Source organism: Paenibacillus vandeheii, assembly GCF_030433635.1.
In the GTDB taxonomy this organism is placed as follows: domain Bacteria; phylum Bacillota; class Bacilli; order Paenibacillales; family Paenibacillaceae; genus Paenibacillus; species Paenibacillus vandeheii.
Window position 1 is genome coordinate 393,519 of the sequence record NZ_JAROCD010000006.1, and the last position, 16,290, is coordinate 409,808.

Here is a 16,290-nt window from a genome sequence, read left to right on the forward strand (position 1 = left end):
GCAATTACTCCGTTTCCATAATTTCTTCGATTTCATTTTTGATCACCGTTACCTGAGGGCCGTAAATAACCTGCACTCCGTTACCGACCAGGACGACCCCTTTGGCTCCCGTAGCTGTAAGTGCATCCTTTTGAACCTTCTCAATATCCTTCACGGATACGCGAAGCCGCGTTGCACAGCAATCCAATTCATTGATATTGTCTGCACCGCCCAATCCATTCAGGATGGCTATCGATCGTTCTGCCCCTTTTGCGGATGACGGTGTATTCGTTTGCTGACTTTGTGTTTTGGCTTCTGGCTCCGCTGTTCCCTCATCCTCACGTCCTGAAGTTTTTAAATTGAGCTTAACGATCAGAATTCGGAAGGTAAAGTAATACAGGAAGAACCAGACCACACCGATGATAGGAACGATAATCCAGTTGGTTTTCGCATTACCCTGAAGTATCCCGAATAAGATAAAGTCGATTAATCCGCCTGAAAAAGTCTGACCGATGGTAATCTCGAAAATATGCGATAACATAAATGCCAAACCATCAAATACAGCGTGAATCACATACAGGATTGGAGCAACAAACAGGAATGAGAATTCAAGTGGTTCTGTAATTCCTGTCAGGAACGAGGTGAGTGCCGCAGACAACATCAGTCCGCCGACTACTTTTTTACGTTCAGGCTTGGCTGTATGATAAATAGCGAGTGCGGCACCAAGCAGACCAAACATCATCGTGATAAAACGTCCTGACATAAATCGGGATGTACCCGAGAAGAATTTCTCGGTTGCAGGGTCTCCCAGTTGAGCAAAGAAAATATTCTGTGTTCCTTCGTAAACTTTTCCCGCAACCTCCATTGTTCCTCCGACTCCAGTCTGCCAGAAAGGCAGATAAAAGATGTGGTGCAACCCAAGTGGACCCAGCATCCGTAAAACAAATCCGTACAACAGTGTTCCGATATACCCAGTTCTATCGACCAAACCTCCAAGCTGCGTTATGCCGAGCTGGATGGTTGGCCAGATCAGGAACAACGCAATACCTATAAAAATGGCCGCAAAAGATGAAACGATAGGAATGAAACGTGAACCTCCAAAGAATCCAAGGAATTGTGGAAGTTCTATTTTGTTGTACCGATTATGAAGCCATGCGGTAACCAATCCGACGACGATCCCTCCGAGCACACCGGTTTGCAGTGTCTGGATACCGAGTACCATACCTTGACCGGCACTAGCCAAATGATCTGCGGCAAGTTTCCCCGAATTGACCAACATCGCATTAATGGATGCATTCATCACCAGATAGGCAAGACCTGCAGCCAAACCTGCTGTACCTTTGTCCGCTCTGGCAAGTCCAACCGCCACACCAATGGCAAAGATCAATGCCAGATTATCAAACACAATACTTCCTGCACTGCTCATCACTGTAAACACTTGCTGCAGCCACGTGATCTGCAAAAACGGATACGAATTAACTGTATTGGCGTTGGATAAGGCGCCTCCAATCCCCAGTAATAGACCCGCCGCAGGTAAAACAGCAATAGGAAGCATGAACGATTTACCAAACTTCTGAGCCTTCTCAAAATATTGCTTCACTGTGATATCCACCTCTCTAAAACTATTTTCATTTACATAATAATTATGAAAATGGTTTTCGTCAACACATATTTAAATCGCTTTCATAACGTGTGAGGTCTAAGGATTTAATGAATAACCTGCTATAAATATAATTATTTCCAGCGCAGCAAACTTCAGTCTTTCCTGTTCAATGCCAAAAAAGCCGCCAATATGGCGACTTTTATGTGTACGTATTCTTGCTCAACAGTTACTTGCCCAGAACCGGAATATTGCATTATTTTAAGGTTCTAGTCACCAGTTTTACTAACCCGTTCATGCCTGAAGGCAGTGATGACTTTCCGTATACATTTTCCAGTGTATTGCCCACTTGAATGGCGATTACATTAATCCCCGGCAAAATATAAGACGTGACATTCCAATGATAGGGAGGCCATAAGCGGATGCCAGCATCCTCCCCATTCACATAAAGCCGTGCCGTCTCTCTAATATCTTCCGCTTCCAGCCACAGTTTATCTGCCGGATTCAAGCTGACATTGGACAAGTCCACTTGCTGCGAGTATGATGCTGCTCCCGAATAGAATGGATAACCGGCGGCATTCCATACCCCTGCCAGTTGTTCCCGTTCCACGGTTAAAGTAGTCTGATCTTCTATAGCAAATGAACCAATCAGATAAGCAGGAAAGGAAATGGCAGGCATAGGCTCCAGCAATGAAACCGTGAGAACTTCAAGCTCATTTTCGCCTTTCACGAGGTGTTTGCTAATGTCCACACCATTGTAATGAATATCTTGCCACGGTGATGGTCGGAGTGCTTCCATCCGTACTCCATTAACAAAGATTTCAACATTACGTCTGCGCTGCAGAAAACCGATATGGGATGGAATCTTCTGCTCAATCTCGTCAAGAATCAGCTCCATCTTGGTGAAGCGAAGTTCCTCTCCTGATTCGTTTGCATGTTCTGAACCTTTCTGCGAGTTCATAAGCTCGATCCATTCCTCTGTCACGACAAATGTTGTACGGTACGTATTGACTTGACCTGGCATCGCTGCATTCATCCTGGACTTGCGGTCATTCAACGTTACCTGCCATTGATCCAGCACAAGTACGTTGGGTTCTACGGTCTGAAACTGCCATTGATCACCTAAAACCATCACCTCGGTGGAACACTGAGCTTTACCCTTCACGTGCTCTTTCGGAAAGGAAAATCTATGATCATCGGGGTCAAATGAATCGGTTGCTTGATCATATCTAACCGATAGTACACGAAGCTCCCCCGGTACCAATGTTAGAACAGCATCATGACTTAGCGAATTCACACTCCCGTTTTCCAAATCCCATTCTTCCATGTAACTGTTCATTCGATTCGGATCGAGTTGAATGGACACGGGCTGCTCCGACCAATTCATCAGCCATGTATACACATGACCTTCGAATGTTCGTTCAACGCTAATTAGATCCTCGGCGTGCCCTTCAACCTGTATCCAAGCAATGGCCGGTTGTACTGTCATTAACTCTCTTAACTGAACACAAAACTTCATAAGCGTATCATTATGATGTCGATCCTCGTCCGGTTCTCCTTCCGCTCCCTCATCTTCATGGACTGTATTGTTCATGGAATAGAATAGGCTGTGCCCTTTGCCAACTGCTTGTAATTTTCCGTGCTGAGGGTTGGAACCAAATAGTACATTCATAGGCTTCAATATGTCCGGATCTTGCCGCAGGATTCCACTATCACAAGGAATTGCCCCAATAGCAATAAGCGTTCCACCTCTGTTGACAAAGGATACAAGCTGTTCTGCGATATCCGTGGACATAACCGTAATTTCAGGCAAAATCAAAATCGAATATGCGTTTAGATTACCGGCATACGGATATCTGTCAGCTTGAGCATTCTTTACCTCTCTCAACTGGCACTCATCTACATAATCGTGATCGATGGAGCTGCGCAGCATACGATCAGACAATAAGGAGAACAATTGATCCGCAGTTGGATGCTGATTCGATTCACCGGATACGAACATATGCTCATACACCGTATGGATCGGTGACAATAGCAGCACTTCCGGCATGCGCTTCGTGGAAGCCCCCAGTACACTCAGCCGCCCAAGATAATCGGCAAAAGCACGATAATGAGGCCAGTGCGGAGCATGCTTGAATTCAGTAGGCGGGAAATCCGTTTTTCGATATCCTGCAAACGAATAATAGAATGCATGCGGAATAAACAGATTCACACCCAGAAATGCCATGAAATTGGCATCAAGCCTCCTTTGTCGCATCGCGTAGGCATGACCACTCGCACCAAAGGACTCGCAGATGACTCTCTTTTTCCCATTCAGCTGAGCGACAGACGCTGCGGTCTTTACGGATACGATACGATGCGGATTCTCCCTTGTACCGATCCCGTGTGTCAGGTAGTCCACACCTGTATAATGGAATTGTTGCAATACACGGGTTTGATTGCCCTGCGACCGAGCCTGCCCCCACACTGGCTCCTCCAGTGTATGGCCAATATACAGCAAACTGCGTGACTCGCACCACGTACGAATAGCCGCATGATACCCTTCGACATACCAACGGGTAATCGTATCATAATAATCCTGCCTCACAGATCTGTTGCCATCAGCCATCCCATATAACAAAGCGCCTAAGCAGGGAATTAGCTCATATCCGTTCTCCTGTTGATACCGTTCCGCCATCCCGTGGGTCCAAGCAAACACCATTCCGGGCAAAGTTGCGTTCACATCTTGAACAGACGTTCGAATAGCTTCTACGCCAAAAAAACCATCGTGGATCATGAGTCCAGGTTCATCTGTAAATACGCCTTGAATGGTCGCACCGAAGTGTGGCTGTAATTGCTGAAACGGCTCATAAGCCCATTGAATGAAAGCCTGAACCGCTTCCGGATTCAAGGTGTCCAGGTAATAGCCATTTGCAAACGTGATTCCTTCGGCAATTTCACAGGACCAACAGGCGAGTATGATATAATCATCGTCCGTATCCGGTTTCCATTCCTGCCCATATAACGCTGTAATGTCTTCGGGTTGATCATATATCAGCCATTCCCCATCTTGCTGGATGGCACGATAAACGAGAATAGCGATGAGTTCATTGTTATCGTAGGCGACAAAATCGAGAGGTAACGTTCCCTGTTGTGCTTTGTGTAAGTATCTTCGTTCCTCGACCCTCAAGTATCTCATCCGATATTCGGGATGCTGCCTTGTCAGCTTACCGCCAAGTGTTCCGCTCGGCCAATTGTCCTCATCATACAGCCAGACCACCATATCGCGCTTCTCGCATTCCTTTGTGCAAAATTCCAGCGTATCCATGAACTCTTCGGACAGGTACGGGGTCTGCATTCCATGACGTGCATGCAAAACTACGCCACCAACACCCGCTTCATACATGGATTGAATTTGGCTTTCAAGCTCAGCCTTGGTGAAATTATGATTTAGAAACCAAAAGGGTTGTGGCCGATACGTCGCCTCAGGATTTTTGAATTGTTGCAGTAATTTGTGAATGTCCGTGATTTCCGATTCCACATTCATCACCTGTTCTCATGTTGATCTGATGCAGATGCTGTGGTTAGCAAAGGAATGAAAAATCCACCGACGACCGAACGATTTTGGAAATTCAACTGCTTTCCGGTGATGGTATCATACCAGTCCGTTACCGGCACACGGCTCGATGTCTCATTCATAAAATCCCAAAGTGGTGAGATCATCTGCTCAAACTGGGCTTGCGTTTCACTCATGGAGGCACACCATACGAGCCAATCGGACTTGGTATACGTCTCACGGCTATCCAGCGGTATGCCGTATCGATTCTGTTTTAGCTGATAATATGCCAACTCTTTGGCATACACTTCTTTCGGAAAAAGATTGAAGTCGAGCAGGCGGTCCCATACCAGATTGTATTTCATGCTCCATGACTCATTCGAGCTGTCAAAGGTCAGCTTGTAGTGATCTTCTGCATTTGCCATGGATGCCCACTCATCTGCCATTTTTTCTGCAGCTTCACGGTAAACGACACCATCAGTCAAACCAAGTTCAGCGCTCATGTAGGCATAAGCGGCAATACCCAAAATTGCTTTAATCGACAGGTTCGCATTGTGCGCAAGATGTCCAGCGAAGTCGTCGGTGCACAGCTGATTATCCGGGTCCAGACCATGCTGCAGCAAATACGAAGCCCATGCGGTCAGAAGCCCCCAATGCTCACGTGCAAATTCCACCTGCTGCTCATATTTGCATACCGCTGCTGCCATCAGGAGCATATTGCCACATTCCTCGATAGGCATTTGATATTCAAGCTTGTTCTCTCCGTAAACCTGACCATTGGCTTGAGGATAAGTTCCGACGTCATGCGGAGCAAAATCAAACGTCCAATCCGTGCTCTCCGCATACCTATAGATTGGGCGCATCATGCCTTTGACCAATTCGGGATTATACCTCAGGAACAACGGAATCGACGGGTAGCTCACATCCACCGTAGCGATGCAGCCGTTACTGAAATTCTCTTTGGAGAAAAATAATACTTCTCCCGCTTCATCAGCAACCAATTTATGTGCAGCAATCGCTTGCCGATAGGTCAGTGCCAGGATGTCTCTATATTGCTTCCCGCCTGCGGCCTGACTTTCCGCTAAAAGCTCCTGATTAAAGCGATTGCACCGCTGTACAATCTCTTCATATTGCTCCGCTGCTTTTGCCAGCATTGCATGGAATGTCACACCATCTTTCTTCCAATACGCATTCAGCGGTTTGTGAAAATATTCAATCGCATGAATATCATCATAGGCGAGCATCAGATAGCGTGAGGCTGACTCTTTATGGATAGATCCCATATCCATTTCGGTTGCCATAACAGGCATATCTCCAGTGATGGACCGCGGCTTACGAGAGTCATCTTCTGTCTTCAAACGACCCGTTCGGGCATACTGTTCACGGCTGGATACCGAATGAATGACCGAATGACTTTGAGAAGTCTGCTGAACCACCAGATACATATGTCCCCAGTCTATTCTCGTATCATCGCCGGCACGTTTTAATACAGGCTGTTCCACTGTTCCCATGGACAATGCATGCAACTGCTCATTGATTACATGAGATGCCCAGGTAACTTGCTGATCAGGGGAATGTACACACCATTCACCTGTCACATCAAAATAGATTTTCACGTGATGGCCCTGACCGTCTATCGCTCTAACATGGAACGTAACATACGTCACTGGTCTGGATAACAACTCCAGATCATCGAGCAATAGTGGCGTGGTAAAATGAACCTCCAGCTCTATGCCCTCTCCTTCAAAGGTGTAACGGGTAGTTACAGGCTCAACGGTAAGATTCGTCTGCATGAGCGCATCCGGCTCGTCAACGGCTGCATCTTCACGAATACCTATTTTTCCCATAAACCTTCTGATTTTGCCGTCAATGGCAATCATGCCGACCATGCCCTGCGGATGGTTCGTCCAGTGCCGAGTGGTATCATCATAGAGGTGATCGGCAGCAGACCATACGCTAAAATAAGGGTCTACCGTGATCAACGGAACCGATGGTGGTCTAAACGTCGTCATTGGTTACATCTCCTTCAATTCATTTTTTCCAACATAAACGGTGCTCCTGATTCAAAAGGGATAGGCTTTGCTCGACTTGTTGACCAAGGCGCTGCAAAGCCTATGTGACTCCCGTGCTAATCGGTAACCTGCCCCTTCGGCATTAGTTCGGCATTTGAACAGTTACGATATCTTTTCCTTTCAGGTTCTCATTGGTGAACTGCATCGCTTGATCGTATCCGGTCTTCCGAAGCTGATCCCTGAGATCGTTGATAATGCTAAGGGCCGCTTCATCTGATTTTGCGAAAATGGCTTCCTTCCAGGCATCTCCCATCCGGTCCATGGAAGGCTTCAGCATTTCCCATTCCGGTGACTTGGTAATCACATCGCCCGGGTTATAGGCTGTTATTACGTGAATACCATTTGGACGCAGGATTTTCCGGGCATTTTCCATGGCATCGAGCCGATCCTGATCTGCCCAGATGTCTCCGCCTGCTGCCGAGTTGATGCGATCTAAACCCGTGATCGATTCCAGTCCGATGCTGATGCCCACACTCTTGCGAACTTTACCGGATTGATCTGCTGTAAACTTGTCGAACCATTCCTGGTTCGGTACAGGTTTGCCGTCCTTCATATCCCAATGAACCCCTTGAACTCCGTAACGTGCCAGCATGAAGCCTTCGTCAGATGCCATGTAATCGAGGAACTTGAGTGCTGCATCTACACACGCACCCTTGCAGCTACTGGTGATAGCCGTTACGTTGTTTCCTTGAATGCCAAGATCGACAGGCCGGCTCGGATCAACATCTGCCCGTTCCAACGGTCCGATCGGGATGTAATCGCTTCCAGGATGGGAAGTAACATATTCTTTGGAGGCGTCCAAAATGGCCGGGTAATGTGCAGCAAGGATAGCAATGCGTCCTTGATTGATTTTTTCCTTGGCGATGGGATCGGTCTGAGTAAAGGCTTCGGGGTCCATCAGCCCTTCTTCAACCAGTTTACGATAGAACAGCGTGTATTCTTCATAACCTTTGGTGAAAAAGTTATGCTCTACCGTTCCGTCACCTTTGTCTACATAGCCTGCGCCCGAATAGAACATCGTGTTGCCGATACCCACGGACCATCCGTTACTGAAGCCGCCCAGCGGAAAAACGGGTTGACCGCTCTCCTTCAGATTGGCATCTTTAATTTTTTGGAGGAAGTTATAGAAGTCTTCCTTGGTCACGACAGACTGTGGATCAACGCCGACTTTCTCGGCAATGTCTTTGCGAACATAGAAGCCATACAACCAATCCATGCCATCTTCGTTCGTCGCAGGCTGATTTTGTAAGAGTAAATATTTCTTACCGTCATACGCATCTATTGCTTTTTCATAGAGTGCTGGCGGTACATTCTCTTTCGCAATGGATTTGGCCAGGTTCGGATAATCTCCCAATTTATCGGATATATCAACCAGCTGCCCTTCTTTGGCAGCCTTGATGATTCCGTCCAGCTCACCTCCCCATGCAGGCCCGGTGTAGATATCCGGCAAATCTTGTGTAGCGAAGATCTGGTTTACTTTCTCCGTCTCGCTGCCTTTTGTATATTCCCACTCCAAGGAAACACCCGTTTTCTCTTTGATCACTTCCTCCACAGGTGTCATTCCATTATCCGATCCGCCCGAGCCATTCCAATTATGCAATATTTTGAGTTTACTACCGTTATCCCCTTCTGTTCCTTCCCCGTTTCCGGATGAACTCGTGCAGCCGCTCAGTAAACCTCCAACCATGATGGATACGAGCAACATGGATACACCTTTTGACCAAATGCTGTTCAAACCAATCGCCTCCTTGAATATATGATCTGGTCAAGCTCTAGCAATTTCAGGCCAAGATGATCTACCCTTTAACCGAACCGATCATAACCCCCTTCACGAAATATCGTTGCAGAAACGGATATATACATAAGATCGGGAAAACCGTTATGACCAGCAATGCCATACGAAGGGATTCAGGAGTTGCTCCAGCTCCGCCGACACCACCAACGGTCTGCCCACCCTGCTGTGCTGCACGCTGCATCGAATTGGATAGCGCCTCTGCTTCAGTCAGCATTTCTTGCAATAGGGTCTGCACTGGGATCAAATCTTTGTTGGATACGTAATAAGCGCCCGAGAACCAGTCATTCCAGTGGGCAACCCCAATAAAGAGCGAGATGGTTGCCAGTACCGGTCCGGAGAGAGGCAGAATGATTCGTATAAAAATTTGAAAATCACCATACCCGTCAATTCGGGCAGATTCCTCCAGCTCTTCCGGTATGCCTTGCAGAAACGTCCGAATAATGATGATGTGCATGAAGTTGAACAGCATAGGCAGAACGTACACCCAGAAGCTATTGATCAGATGCAGCTTTTGGAGTGTAATGAAGAACGGAATGAATCCCGCACTGAAAATCGTGGGCAAAAAGATGTAAAAGGTAAAAAAGGAGCGACCAGGCAATGATTTTTTGGAAAGTGCGTAGGCCATGAGTGTACACAGCACAACGTGGAGGAAGGTACCGAGCACGGTGCGCATAATCGTAATTTGATAGGCCTTCCAGATTCGTGCGTTATCGAATACCTGGGCATAGTTATCCAACGTGAATTGGCGAGGAAGAAAATAAATTGCCCCTTGCATCGAGTCCTTACCGTCATTCAGTGAATAAGCCAAAATGTAAATAAACGGGTAGATCATGGAGAATCCAACTAAAGCAAGAAAGGTATAGTTAAGCACCGAGAATAAAGACCATTTTCGTTCCATAAGGTCACCTCCTTAGAACAGGGATACATCACTGACTTTGCGAGCGATGCGATTGACGGTTACAACCAGAATGAGTGCGATAACACTTTGAAATAGTCCGACAGCTGCAGCGTAACTGAGACGCCCTTCCCGGATACCGGAGTTAATGGCGTGTACGTCCAGTACACTGCCCAGACTTGCGGTCGCCGGTCCATTCAGGAGAAGCAGTTGTTCATATCCCGCGCTCATCAGACTGCCCACGGCGAGTATGAATAATATGATGGCCACATTGCGGATACCCGGAAGCGATATGTGCCACATCTGCCTGAAGCGTCCTGCACCATCCATTTTGGCAGCTTCGTAAAGCTGCTGATCAATACCCGCAATAGCAGCCATAAAAATGATGGAATTCCAACCGATATTCTTCCAGATGTCCGAACCAACGATCATCTGATAGAACCACGTTGGATTGTTCAGGAACTGGATCGACTCCGCTCCAAATGACCCCAATAAGTCGTTGACTGGACCCCCATACGGCGTTAGAAGCCGTTGCATCAGAGTGACCACAACGATCCAGGATACGAAATAAGGCAAGTAGGAAAGGGTCTGAACCGTCTTTTTGAATTTGATCATTCGGACTTCATTTAACAGGAGTGCAAGAATAATCGGCATCGGAAAACCAATCAGCAGTTTCATGAGACTGATAATGATCGTATTACGGATGATGTCACCGGATTGGTAATAATTGAAGAACTGTTCGAAGTACTTTAGGCCAGCCCAAGGACTTCCCGTGAAACCACCAATGAAGTTGTAATCCCTGAAAGCAACCTGGATTCCATATAGCGGCACGTAAGAAAACAGGAAAAACCAGACGATGCCGGGCAGCATGAACAAATAAAAGAGCTTATGCTGCCAGATTCGCTTCATCAATCGATTGTTGCTCTCTCGTGTCTTGATCACATTCCCACCTCTCCTTTCTTATAAGGGACGGAGAATCGCCCCAGCTATACCTGGCTTAACTTCAGTCGTATCGTAATGATTTCAAATGGTGTGAAGGACAGAGCGATCTCGGATGCTTCTTCAATTGGAACGGTTGAAATCATATTTTCCATAAGATCCGTCGTCCAAGCATTTGCTACCTGAAATCCAAGTTGTAATGCTGTGGAGGCATGGATTCCTGAAGTTTCAAATAGACGGACGATGATGTCGTCACCCTCTTCGGCTTTTTTGACCGATTCCACCATGATGTGCGGATGATCTGGTTGAAGAAATGCTTTGGAATACGGGAGCTTACCGTTCTGCTTCGCAGATACAGATGATAAGGAAACTGTACGAAGCGGGATGTTCAGTTCATTACCTCTTCGATAGACCTCAGCCTGAACATGATTGCCTTGATGCGGATATAACGAGTAGGTGAACTTATGCTCCGCACGATCTGCTTCGGGGTCTGGGTATGAGCTGCTGCGCAGCAAATTCAGATCAAGCACGTTATCGATGGCTCGATGACCATATTTACAATCATTCAGCAGTGCGACTCCATAATCCGGCTCCGATAAGTCAATCCACTGATGAGCGCATATCTCATCCTTGGCGAAGTCCCACATGGTATTCCGATGGGTCGGTCTGGTCAAACTGCCAAATTGGATCTCACAGTGAACCTGGTCTGTACGGATATTCAGCGGGAATGAAGTACGGAGCATTTTCCCATGCTCTCTCCAATCGACAGTCGTCTCAAAATCAATGCGTCTGCTTCCTTCTGTCAGAACGACAGTCTGGACCAGAGCGGATTCTCCATAGTTATACTCGAAAATCAACCCAACTTTGGGACCATCACGAAGCTCGTGAATGTCATGAAGCGTTAATGGCATACCCGTATGCGCTGAATAGTCATGACTGAAATCCCAAGCATCTCCCTCGTCGTGATACACACGAAGTGCATTTCCCGGATAGCCTTGCGGAATGACTTCTCGAGCTTCTGCCTTGTCCCGGATGGAGATGATAGCTCCGTTCCGATCAAACCTTACGATGAAGGTGTCATTCTCCACGACACGCTCATTAGCAGAAACCTGAAATCCCGAATCCCGCATTCCCGGGACCACCTCAGTGGAGGATGCAATTTCATCCATAGCATCCTGGCCCACATGATTAGATATCACGGTATATCCCATGGACGGCACCTGAATTTGGCGCCAGCTTCCATTCGTGTGAAGCCACTCCTGACGTTCCCAAGGCAATGAATTGAATATCACCACGGAGGAGTTGGGTAAGGAATCGACATTTGAAGAGATCTGGTCTGCCAAATGACTGTAGGTTGCATTGATCATATTTTCAGTCTGCTCCAAAAGTTCTTCGTATCTTAGGAGTGACTCATCGTACACTCTCTTGATTGAAGACCCGGGAAGGATATCATGGAACTGATACAGAAGGACTTCCTTCCATATCGTTTCCAGTGTCTCGGACGGATAAGACTTACCTATCTGGGCAGTCACCAGTACAGAGGCGAACTCCAATTCGCGCAGCGCCTTCTCCATCTTTCGGTTATATCGTTTGCTTCGGGCTTGACTGGTCAGCGTTCCTTGATGTTTTTCCAGGTAAAGCTCCCCGCGCCACGTCTGGAATCGCTCACGCTCTTCATTAAGTCGTTCGAAAAATTTCCACGAAGGTTCCTGTATAACAGGAGACAAGCCAAGCAGGTTTTCCTCCCGTTTCAGCCGCTCCAAATGTTCCTCCCCTGGCCCGCCGCCCCCATCACCTATACCAAAGAGCATCAGTGCATGGCTGGATACATTTTTGTCCAGGTATTCCCGCTCAGCTTTGACGATCGAACGCGGAGCTGCCGGACTATTGTAGGTATCCTCAGGCGGCATATGTGTTAATACCGCTGAACCATCAATCCCCTCCCACAGAAAGGAATGATGGGGATGTCGGTTGTACTCACTCCAGGACAGCTTCTGGGTCATCATGTAATCCACACCTGATTTCTTTAACAACTGGGGCAAACTTGCCGAGTAACCGAATACATCAGGCATCCAGAGTGATTTCATTTCCAGACCAAATTCCTGTTGAAAATAACGCTTGCCATACAGAATCTGGCGTACGAGTGATTCACCACCAGGCACATTGGTATCCGACTCCACCCACATGGCCCCCTGCGGTTCCCATCTGCCTTCACGTACCCGTTCCTTGATCTGATCATACAGCTTGGGATAATGCTGCTTCATCCAATCGTACAGCTGCGGTTGGCTTGCTCCGAACACATAATCGGGATAACGCTCCATCATGCGGAGCACTGTGGAGAACGTTCTAGCTCCTTTCCGGATCGTCTCACGGATCGGCCATAACCAGGCCAAATCAATATGAGCATGACCGACAGCGCTTAGGGTTAAGACCGGATCGCCTCCCTGCATGCTCAGCTGTTCATTCAGTCGTTTCTTCGCTTGCTGGACTTGATCTTCGGAGAATTCTGTCAACTGCAATGAAATGTCATAGAGCGTTTGAAAAATTTTCTCCTTACGAGCGGAACCTTCATGGAGCTGCTCTGCCGTTTCCAAAAGCACCTCGGTATCATAATAGAGATCCCGAATATCTTCCCTGCAGTAGGCGATGACGGCCTCTTTCAATGTTCCTCCCCGATACTTGCCAAACAGATCGTTATTGCCTGCATCTGCCCACACTTCAACTTCCTGCCCATTCACAGACATCTCCTGGAGCTGCACGACTCGTTTACCAGGCAGACCTAGTGAAAAATCAAACTCAGAGTTAATGGTAGTCAATCCCTGGATCGGTGAGCCTTCATGGTCAACCAGACACAGCTCACCGCTGACATCCAGCAAGAGGACTGCATTCTGATGTCGTTCGCCTGCCCGTAGACGGCCCGCAAAGCGGAACCAGGCACAGTCCCATAAATCCCCCCATTTTTCTCCTTGCGCGAGAGTCACTTTTGTACCGGACATTCGTTCCTCGTATGATACGGGCTCCGGGGTAACCCATGCCGTCACTTCCAACTCGGCAATCGGCTCATATATGGCTTCCCGAAGTTTGTTTAACATCTGTTTTAACCGTTCAGGCCTTATCGGTTCGTATGGCATGCTAGTGTACTCCTCTCTGTTACATCAATCAGGTTATATAAAATCAGGAAGTCCAGCGGACAGAAACCTCTGCGTTGTTCTCATCACCATGTTCGTACTGAAGAAGAACGGTCTTTGAATCCGGGTCCCATTCCCACACAGCGGGTGCCGTCCGCTCTTGAACGACATACTGGGCAGATAAGGGTCTGGTCTTGCAGTACAGCCTTGCCGTTGCCTTCATATTGGCAGGACCTTTCGCAATGAATCGAAAACCTGCGGCAGACTGTGACAGACCTTCTATTCGGGAGGAAGCAGCAATAACGGATACTTCTCCATCTGTTGGTCGGCCTGCTTCAATATCGTAAAGCAGGGCTTGCTCTCCCGGTTTTAGAGCCACTTGACTCAGAACGGAGAGCTGTGAATCAAACAAATCCACTATCGGACCTGAAATAACCACCTGCTCTTCGCTGACCGACTCATCCAGAATCGATACGATTAGATAAGGACCTCGTCTAATTTTGAAATACGGCTTCGATTTCCACTCAAGTTCTGGTCCGTGGAGGGTCTCCATCGTTTCTTTGACGGATTGGCGCAACCGATCAGCCCCTGCCTTGGATAAAGTGAAGTCAGCCGGATGTTCATTCAGCCAGCAAACGATCCCTTTTCCAACCTTATTGATCCCTTCCCTCTTATCTTTCAAACCTAGCTGCTCAAACAAATGTGCTCGAGGAGAGTTATGCGCCGGATCTGACTGCCCTTCCTTGCGGTCAGGGTTCCACCATGCACGAATATTGTGATACGGATCACTGTCGTCGCCAACATAGATTAACGCTCCGCCAGCCTGCACCCACTGTGCAAGGGCATAGTGAATGTCCGGATATTCCGGTTTGATGAATTCATAGCTTAGTATGAGCACACGATAACTTGCCAAGTAACCCGGATACCGCCTTACATTATCCAGTTGAAGGGGTCTCACGGGAATCCCGTGTTTCAATAAAGGCAGTGTAAGTCCATAAAAAGGAGAGAAATCGAGCAGTTCGGTATCGCCATCCTCCTGAAATCCTTCAGGGTCTGTTCCATCGTATTTACCGGCATGGGGTGCATTGGGGTCTGGCTTCATTCGTTGATACATCGCCGAGTCTGCAATGAAAACGCCAACTTGTAATGGTTCCTCGGCTGTTTCAACCACATCCTGATCCATGTTACCAAGGGTGTGCATGACCTGAAGCAAAGTTGTGGCATAGTCTGACGGAATTTGCTCCTTGCCAGAGCCGTCCTCAGATGGGTAAGTACCTTGAAAGATTCGTCGAGGCCAAGGTGAGACTTCATAATGGGCCACCCCGGGATGCAAGAGTGAGGCAACCACAGTCTTTAAATAGTTCTGTCGGTAATCGGCCCAGGAATAATTCGGGTTATCTTCGATCGGATCATGCAGGAACCACATTCGTCTGTCCGTACCACGAACCAGTTCTTGCATCACGCCATATTCAAGGTAAGCGGTTTCAAATGTACGTTCTTTACGCTTTCCTTCATACACATTGCGGGTTCGGGATGTCCCGGTCCAGATCTGTGCAATGTATCCATCGATGGAAGGCAGCTCTAAAAGCTGAGATTGCGGACTGACAATTCGCCATTGTGTGTAATTAATCAGACTATGAGTCGGGACATAAAAGCGAAGAACACGACCATAACGTTTTAACGCGTAGTCCTTCATCTCGGCACATAATCGGTCCAGGACGCGTGTATATAAATACGCTTTTAATTTGGAAGCTCGAAATTGTGCATCTGGCGAAGCATGGGGTGGAATCCAGGGTTCTTTGTAATACAGCTGCCATTCCCGTTTAAAAGCTTCCGAATATCCTCCGTTTACCCAAAATTCAGGTTCCTCCAGATGGATGGCCTCTACACCGGCGTCAACAGCGAGACGTATTCGCTCTGCTATGTAATGGCCAAAGGAAATCGTAGGCACCATGTATGGAATGACCGGTTTGTCCCCGTGAAGAATCATATTCCCCTGACGGTCCGTTTGAGCTTCATCCCAATGCGTTGCGCCATCAACCTCGCCATCGAGATAGTTGTTGTAGGTCCCCCAGGCAATACCTGTCATCAGATGAACGATATACCCTTTTTCTTTCCACTTCTGAATGCGTTCCTGCATCGACTCGTCAATCCCGTAAACCATTACAAAGTCAGTCTGCAAATCATAGTCGGCATGATAAGGAGCGGATTCTTGAAATCCGGTACGCTCTTCCTTTCGATCTCGTGCCACATTCTTAGCCTCCCTGCTCGTATTTCATTTGGGTTGCAATGTATGACTATCCATCATTTTCTAGACTATAATATATGATATGAATATATTCAATAT

The 16,290-nt window shown here is 47.5% G+C and carries 8 protein-coding genes; all 8 read right to left on the reverse strand.

What is annotated here, in order from left to right:
• Positions 1–4 precede the first annotated feature (4 nt).
• The 8 genes from ptsG to P5G61_RS14375 all read right to left on the reverse strand — a co-directional run bounded on the left by ptsG (position 5) and on the right by P5G61_RS14375 (position 16,194).
• Positions 5–1,579, reverse strand: a complete 1,575-nt coding sequence (gene ptsG, locus P5G61_RS14340; protein WP_094936586.1) for a glucose-specific PTS transporter subunit IIBC — start codon at positions 1,577–1,579, stop codon at positions 5–7.
• Between the two features lie 256 nt (positions 1,580–1,835).
• Complete coding sequence (locus P5G61_RS14345) at positions 1,836–5,105, reverse strand: glycosyl hydrolase (protein ID WP_301247161.1); 3,270 nt, start codon at positions 5,103–5,105, stop codon at positions 1,836–1,838.
• Positions 5,105–7,126 (reverse strand): glutaminase family protein, encoded by a 2,022-nt coding sequence (locus P5G61_RS14350; protein WP_301247162.1) that lies wholly within the window; start codon positions 7,124–7,126, stop codon positions 5,105–5,107. Before P5G61_RS14350 ends, P5G61_RS14345 begins: the two co-directional genes overlap by 1 nt.
• 142 nt (positions 7,127–7,268) lie before the next feature.
• Positions 7,269–8,921 (reverse strand): extracellular solute-binding protein, encoded by a 1,653-nt coding sequence (locus P5G61_RS14355; RefSeq protein ID WP_301247163.1) that lies wholly within the window; start codon positions 8,919–8,921, stop codon positions 7,269–7,271.
• A 61-nt stretch (positions 8,922–8,982) separates the two neighbouring features.
• Positions 8,983–9,879 carry a carbohydrate ABC transporter permease gene (locus P5G61_RS14360; RefSeq protein WP_024631734.1) on the reverse strand — a complete coding sequence of 299 codons (897 nt, stop codon included), beginning with the start codon at positions 9,877–9,879 and terminating at the stop codon, positions 8,983–8,985.
• A 12-nt stretch (positions 9,880–9,891) separates the two neighbouring features.
• Positions 9,892–10,818 carry an ABC transporter permease gene (locus P5G61_RS14365; protein ID WP_024631735.1) on the reverse strand — a complete coding sequence of 309 codons (927 nt, stop codon included), beginning with the start codon at positions 10,816–10,818 and terminating at the stop codon, positions 9,892–9,894.
• A 44-nt stretch (positions 10,819–10,862) separates the two neighbouring features.
• Entirely contained in the window at positions 10,863–13,946 is a 3,084-nt protein-coding gene (locus P5G61_RS14370) for an alpha-mannosidase (protein ID WP_301247164.1), read from the reverse strand.
• Positions 13,947–13,989: 43 nt separating this feature from the next.
• Positions 13,990–16,194: a hypothetical protein gene (locus P5G61_RS14375; RefSeq protein WP_301247165.1), complete on the reverse strand. Its 2,205-nt coding sequence runs from the start codon at positions 16,192–16,194 to the stop codon at positions 13,990–13,992.
• Positions 16,195–16,290 lie beyond the last annotated feature (96 nt).

Excerpts from the sequence above, each read along its gene's own strand:
- P5G61_RS14350 (WP_301247162.1), bottom strand. The coding sequence starts at position 7,126 with ATGACGACGTTTAGACCACCATCGGTTCCGTTGATCACGGTAGACCCT.
- P5G61_RS14360 (WP_024631734.1), bottom strand. The coding sequence starts at position 9,879 with ATGGAACGAAAATGGTCTTTATTCTCGGTGCTTAACTATACCTTTCTT.
- P5G61_RS14345 (WP_301247161.1), bottom strand. The coding sequence starts at position 5,105 with ATGAATGTGGAATCGGAAATCACGGACATTCACAAATTACTGCAACAA.
- P5G61_RS14370 (WP_301247164.1), bottom strand. The coding sequence starts at position 13,946 with ATGCCATACGAACCGATAAGGCCTGAACGGTTAAAACAGATGTTAAAC.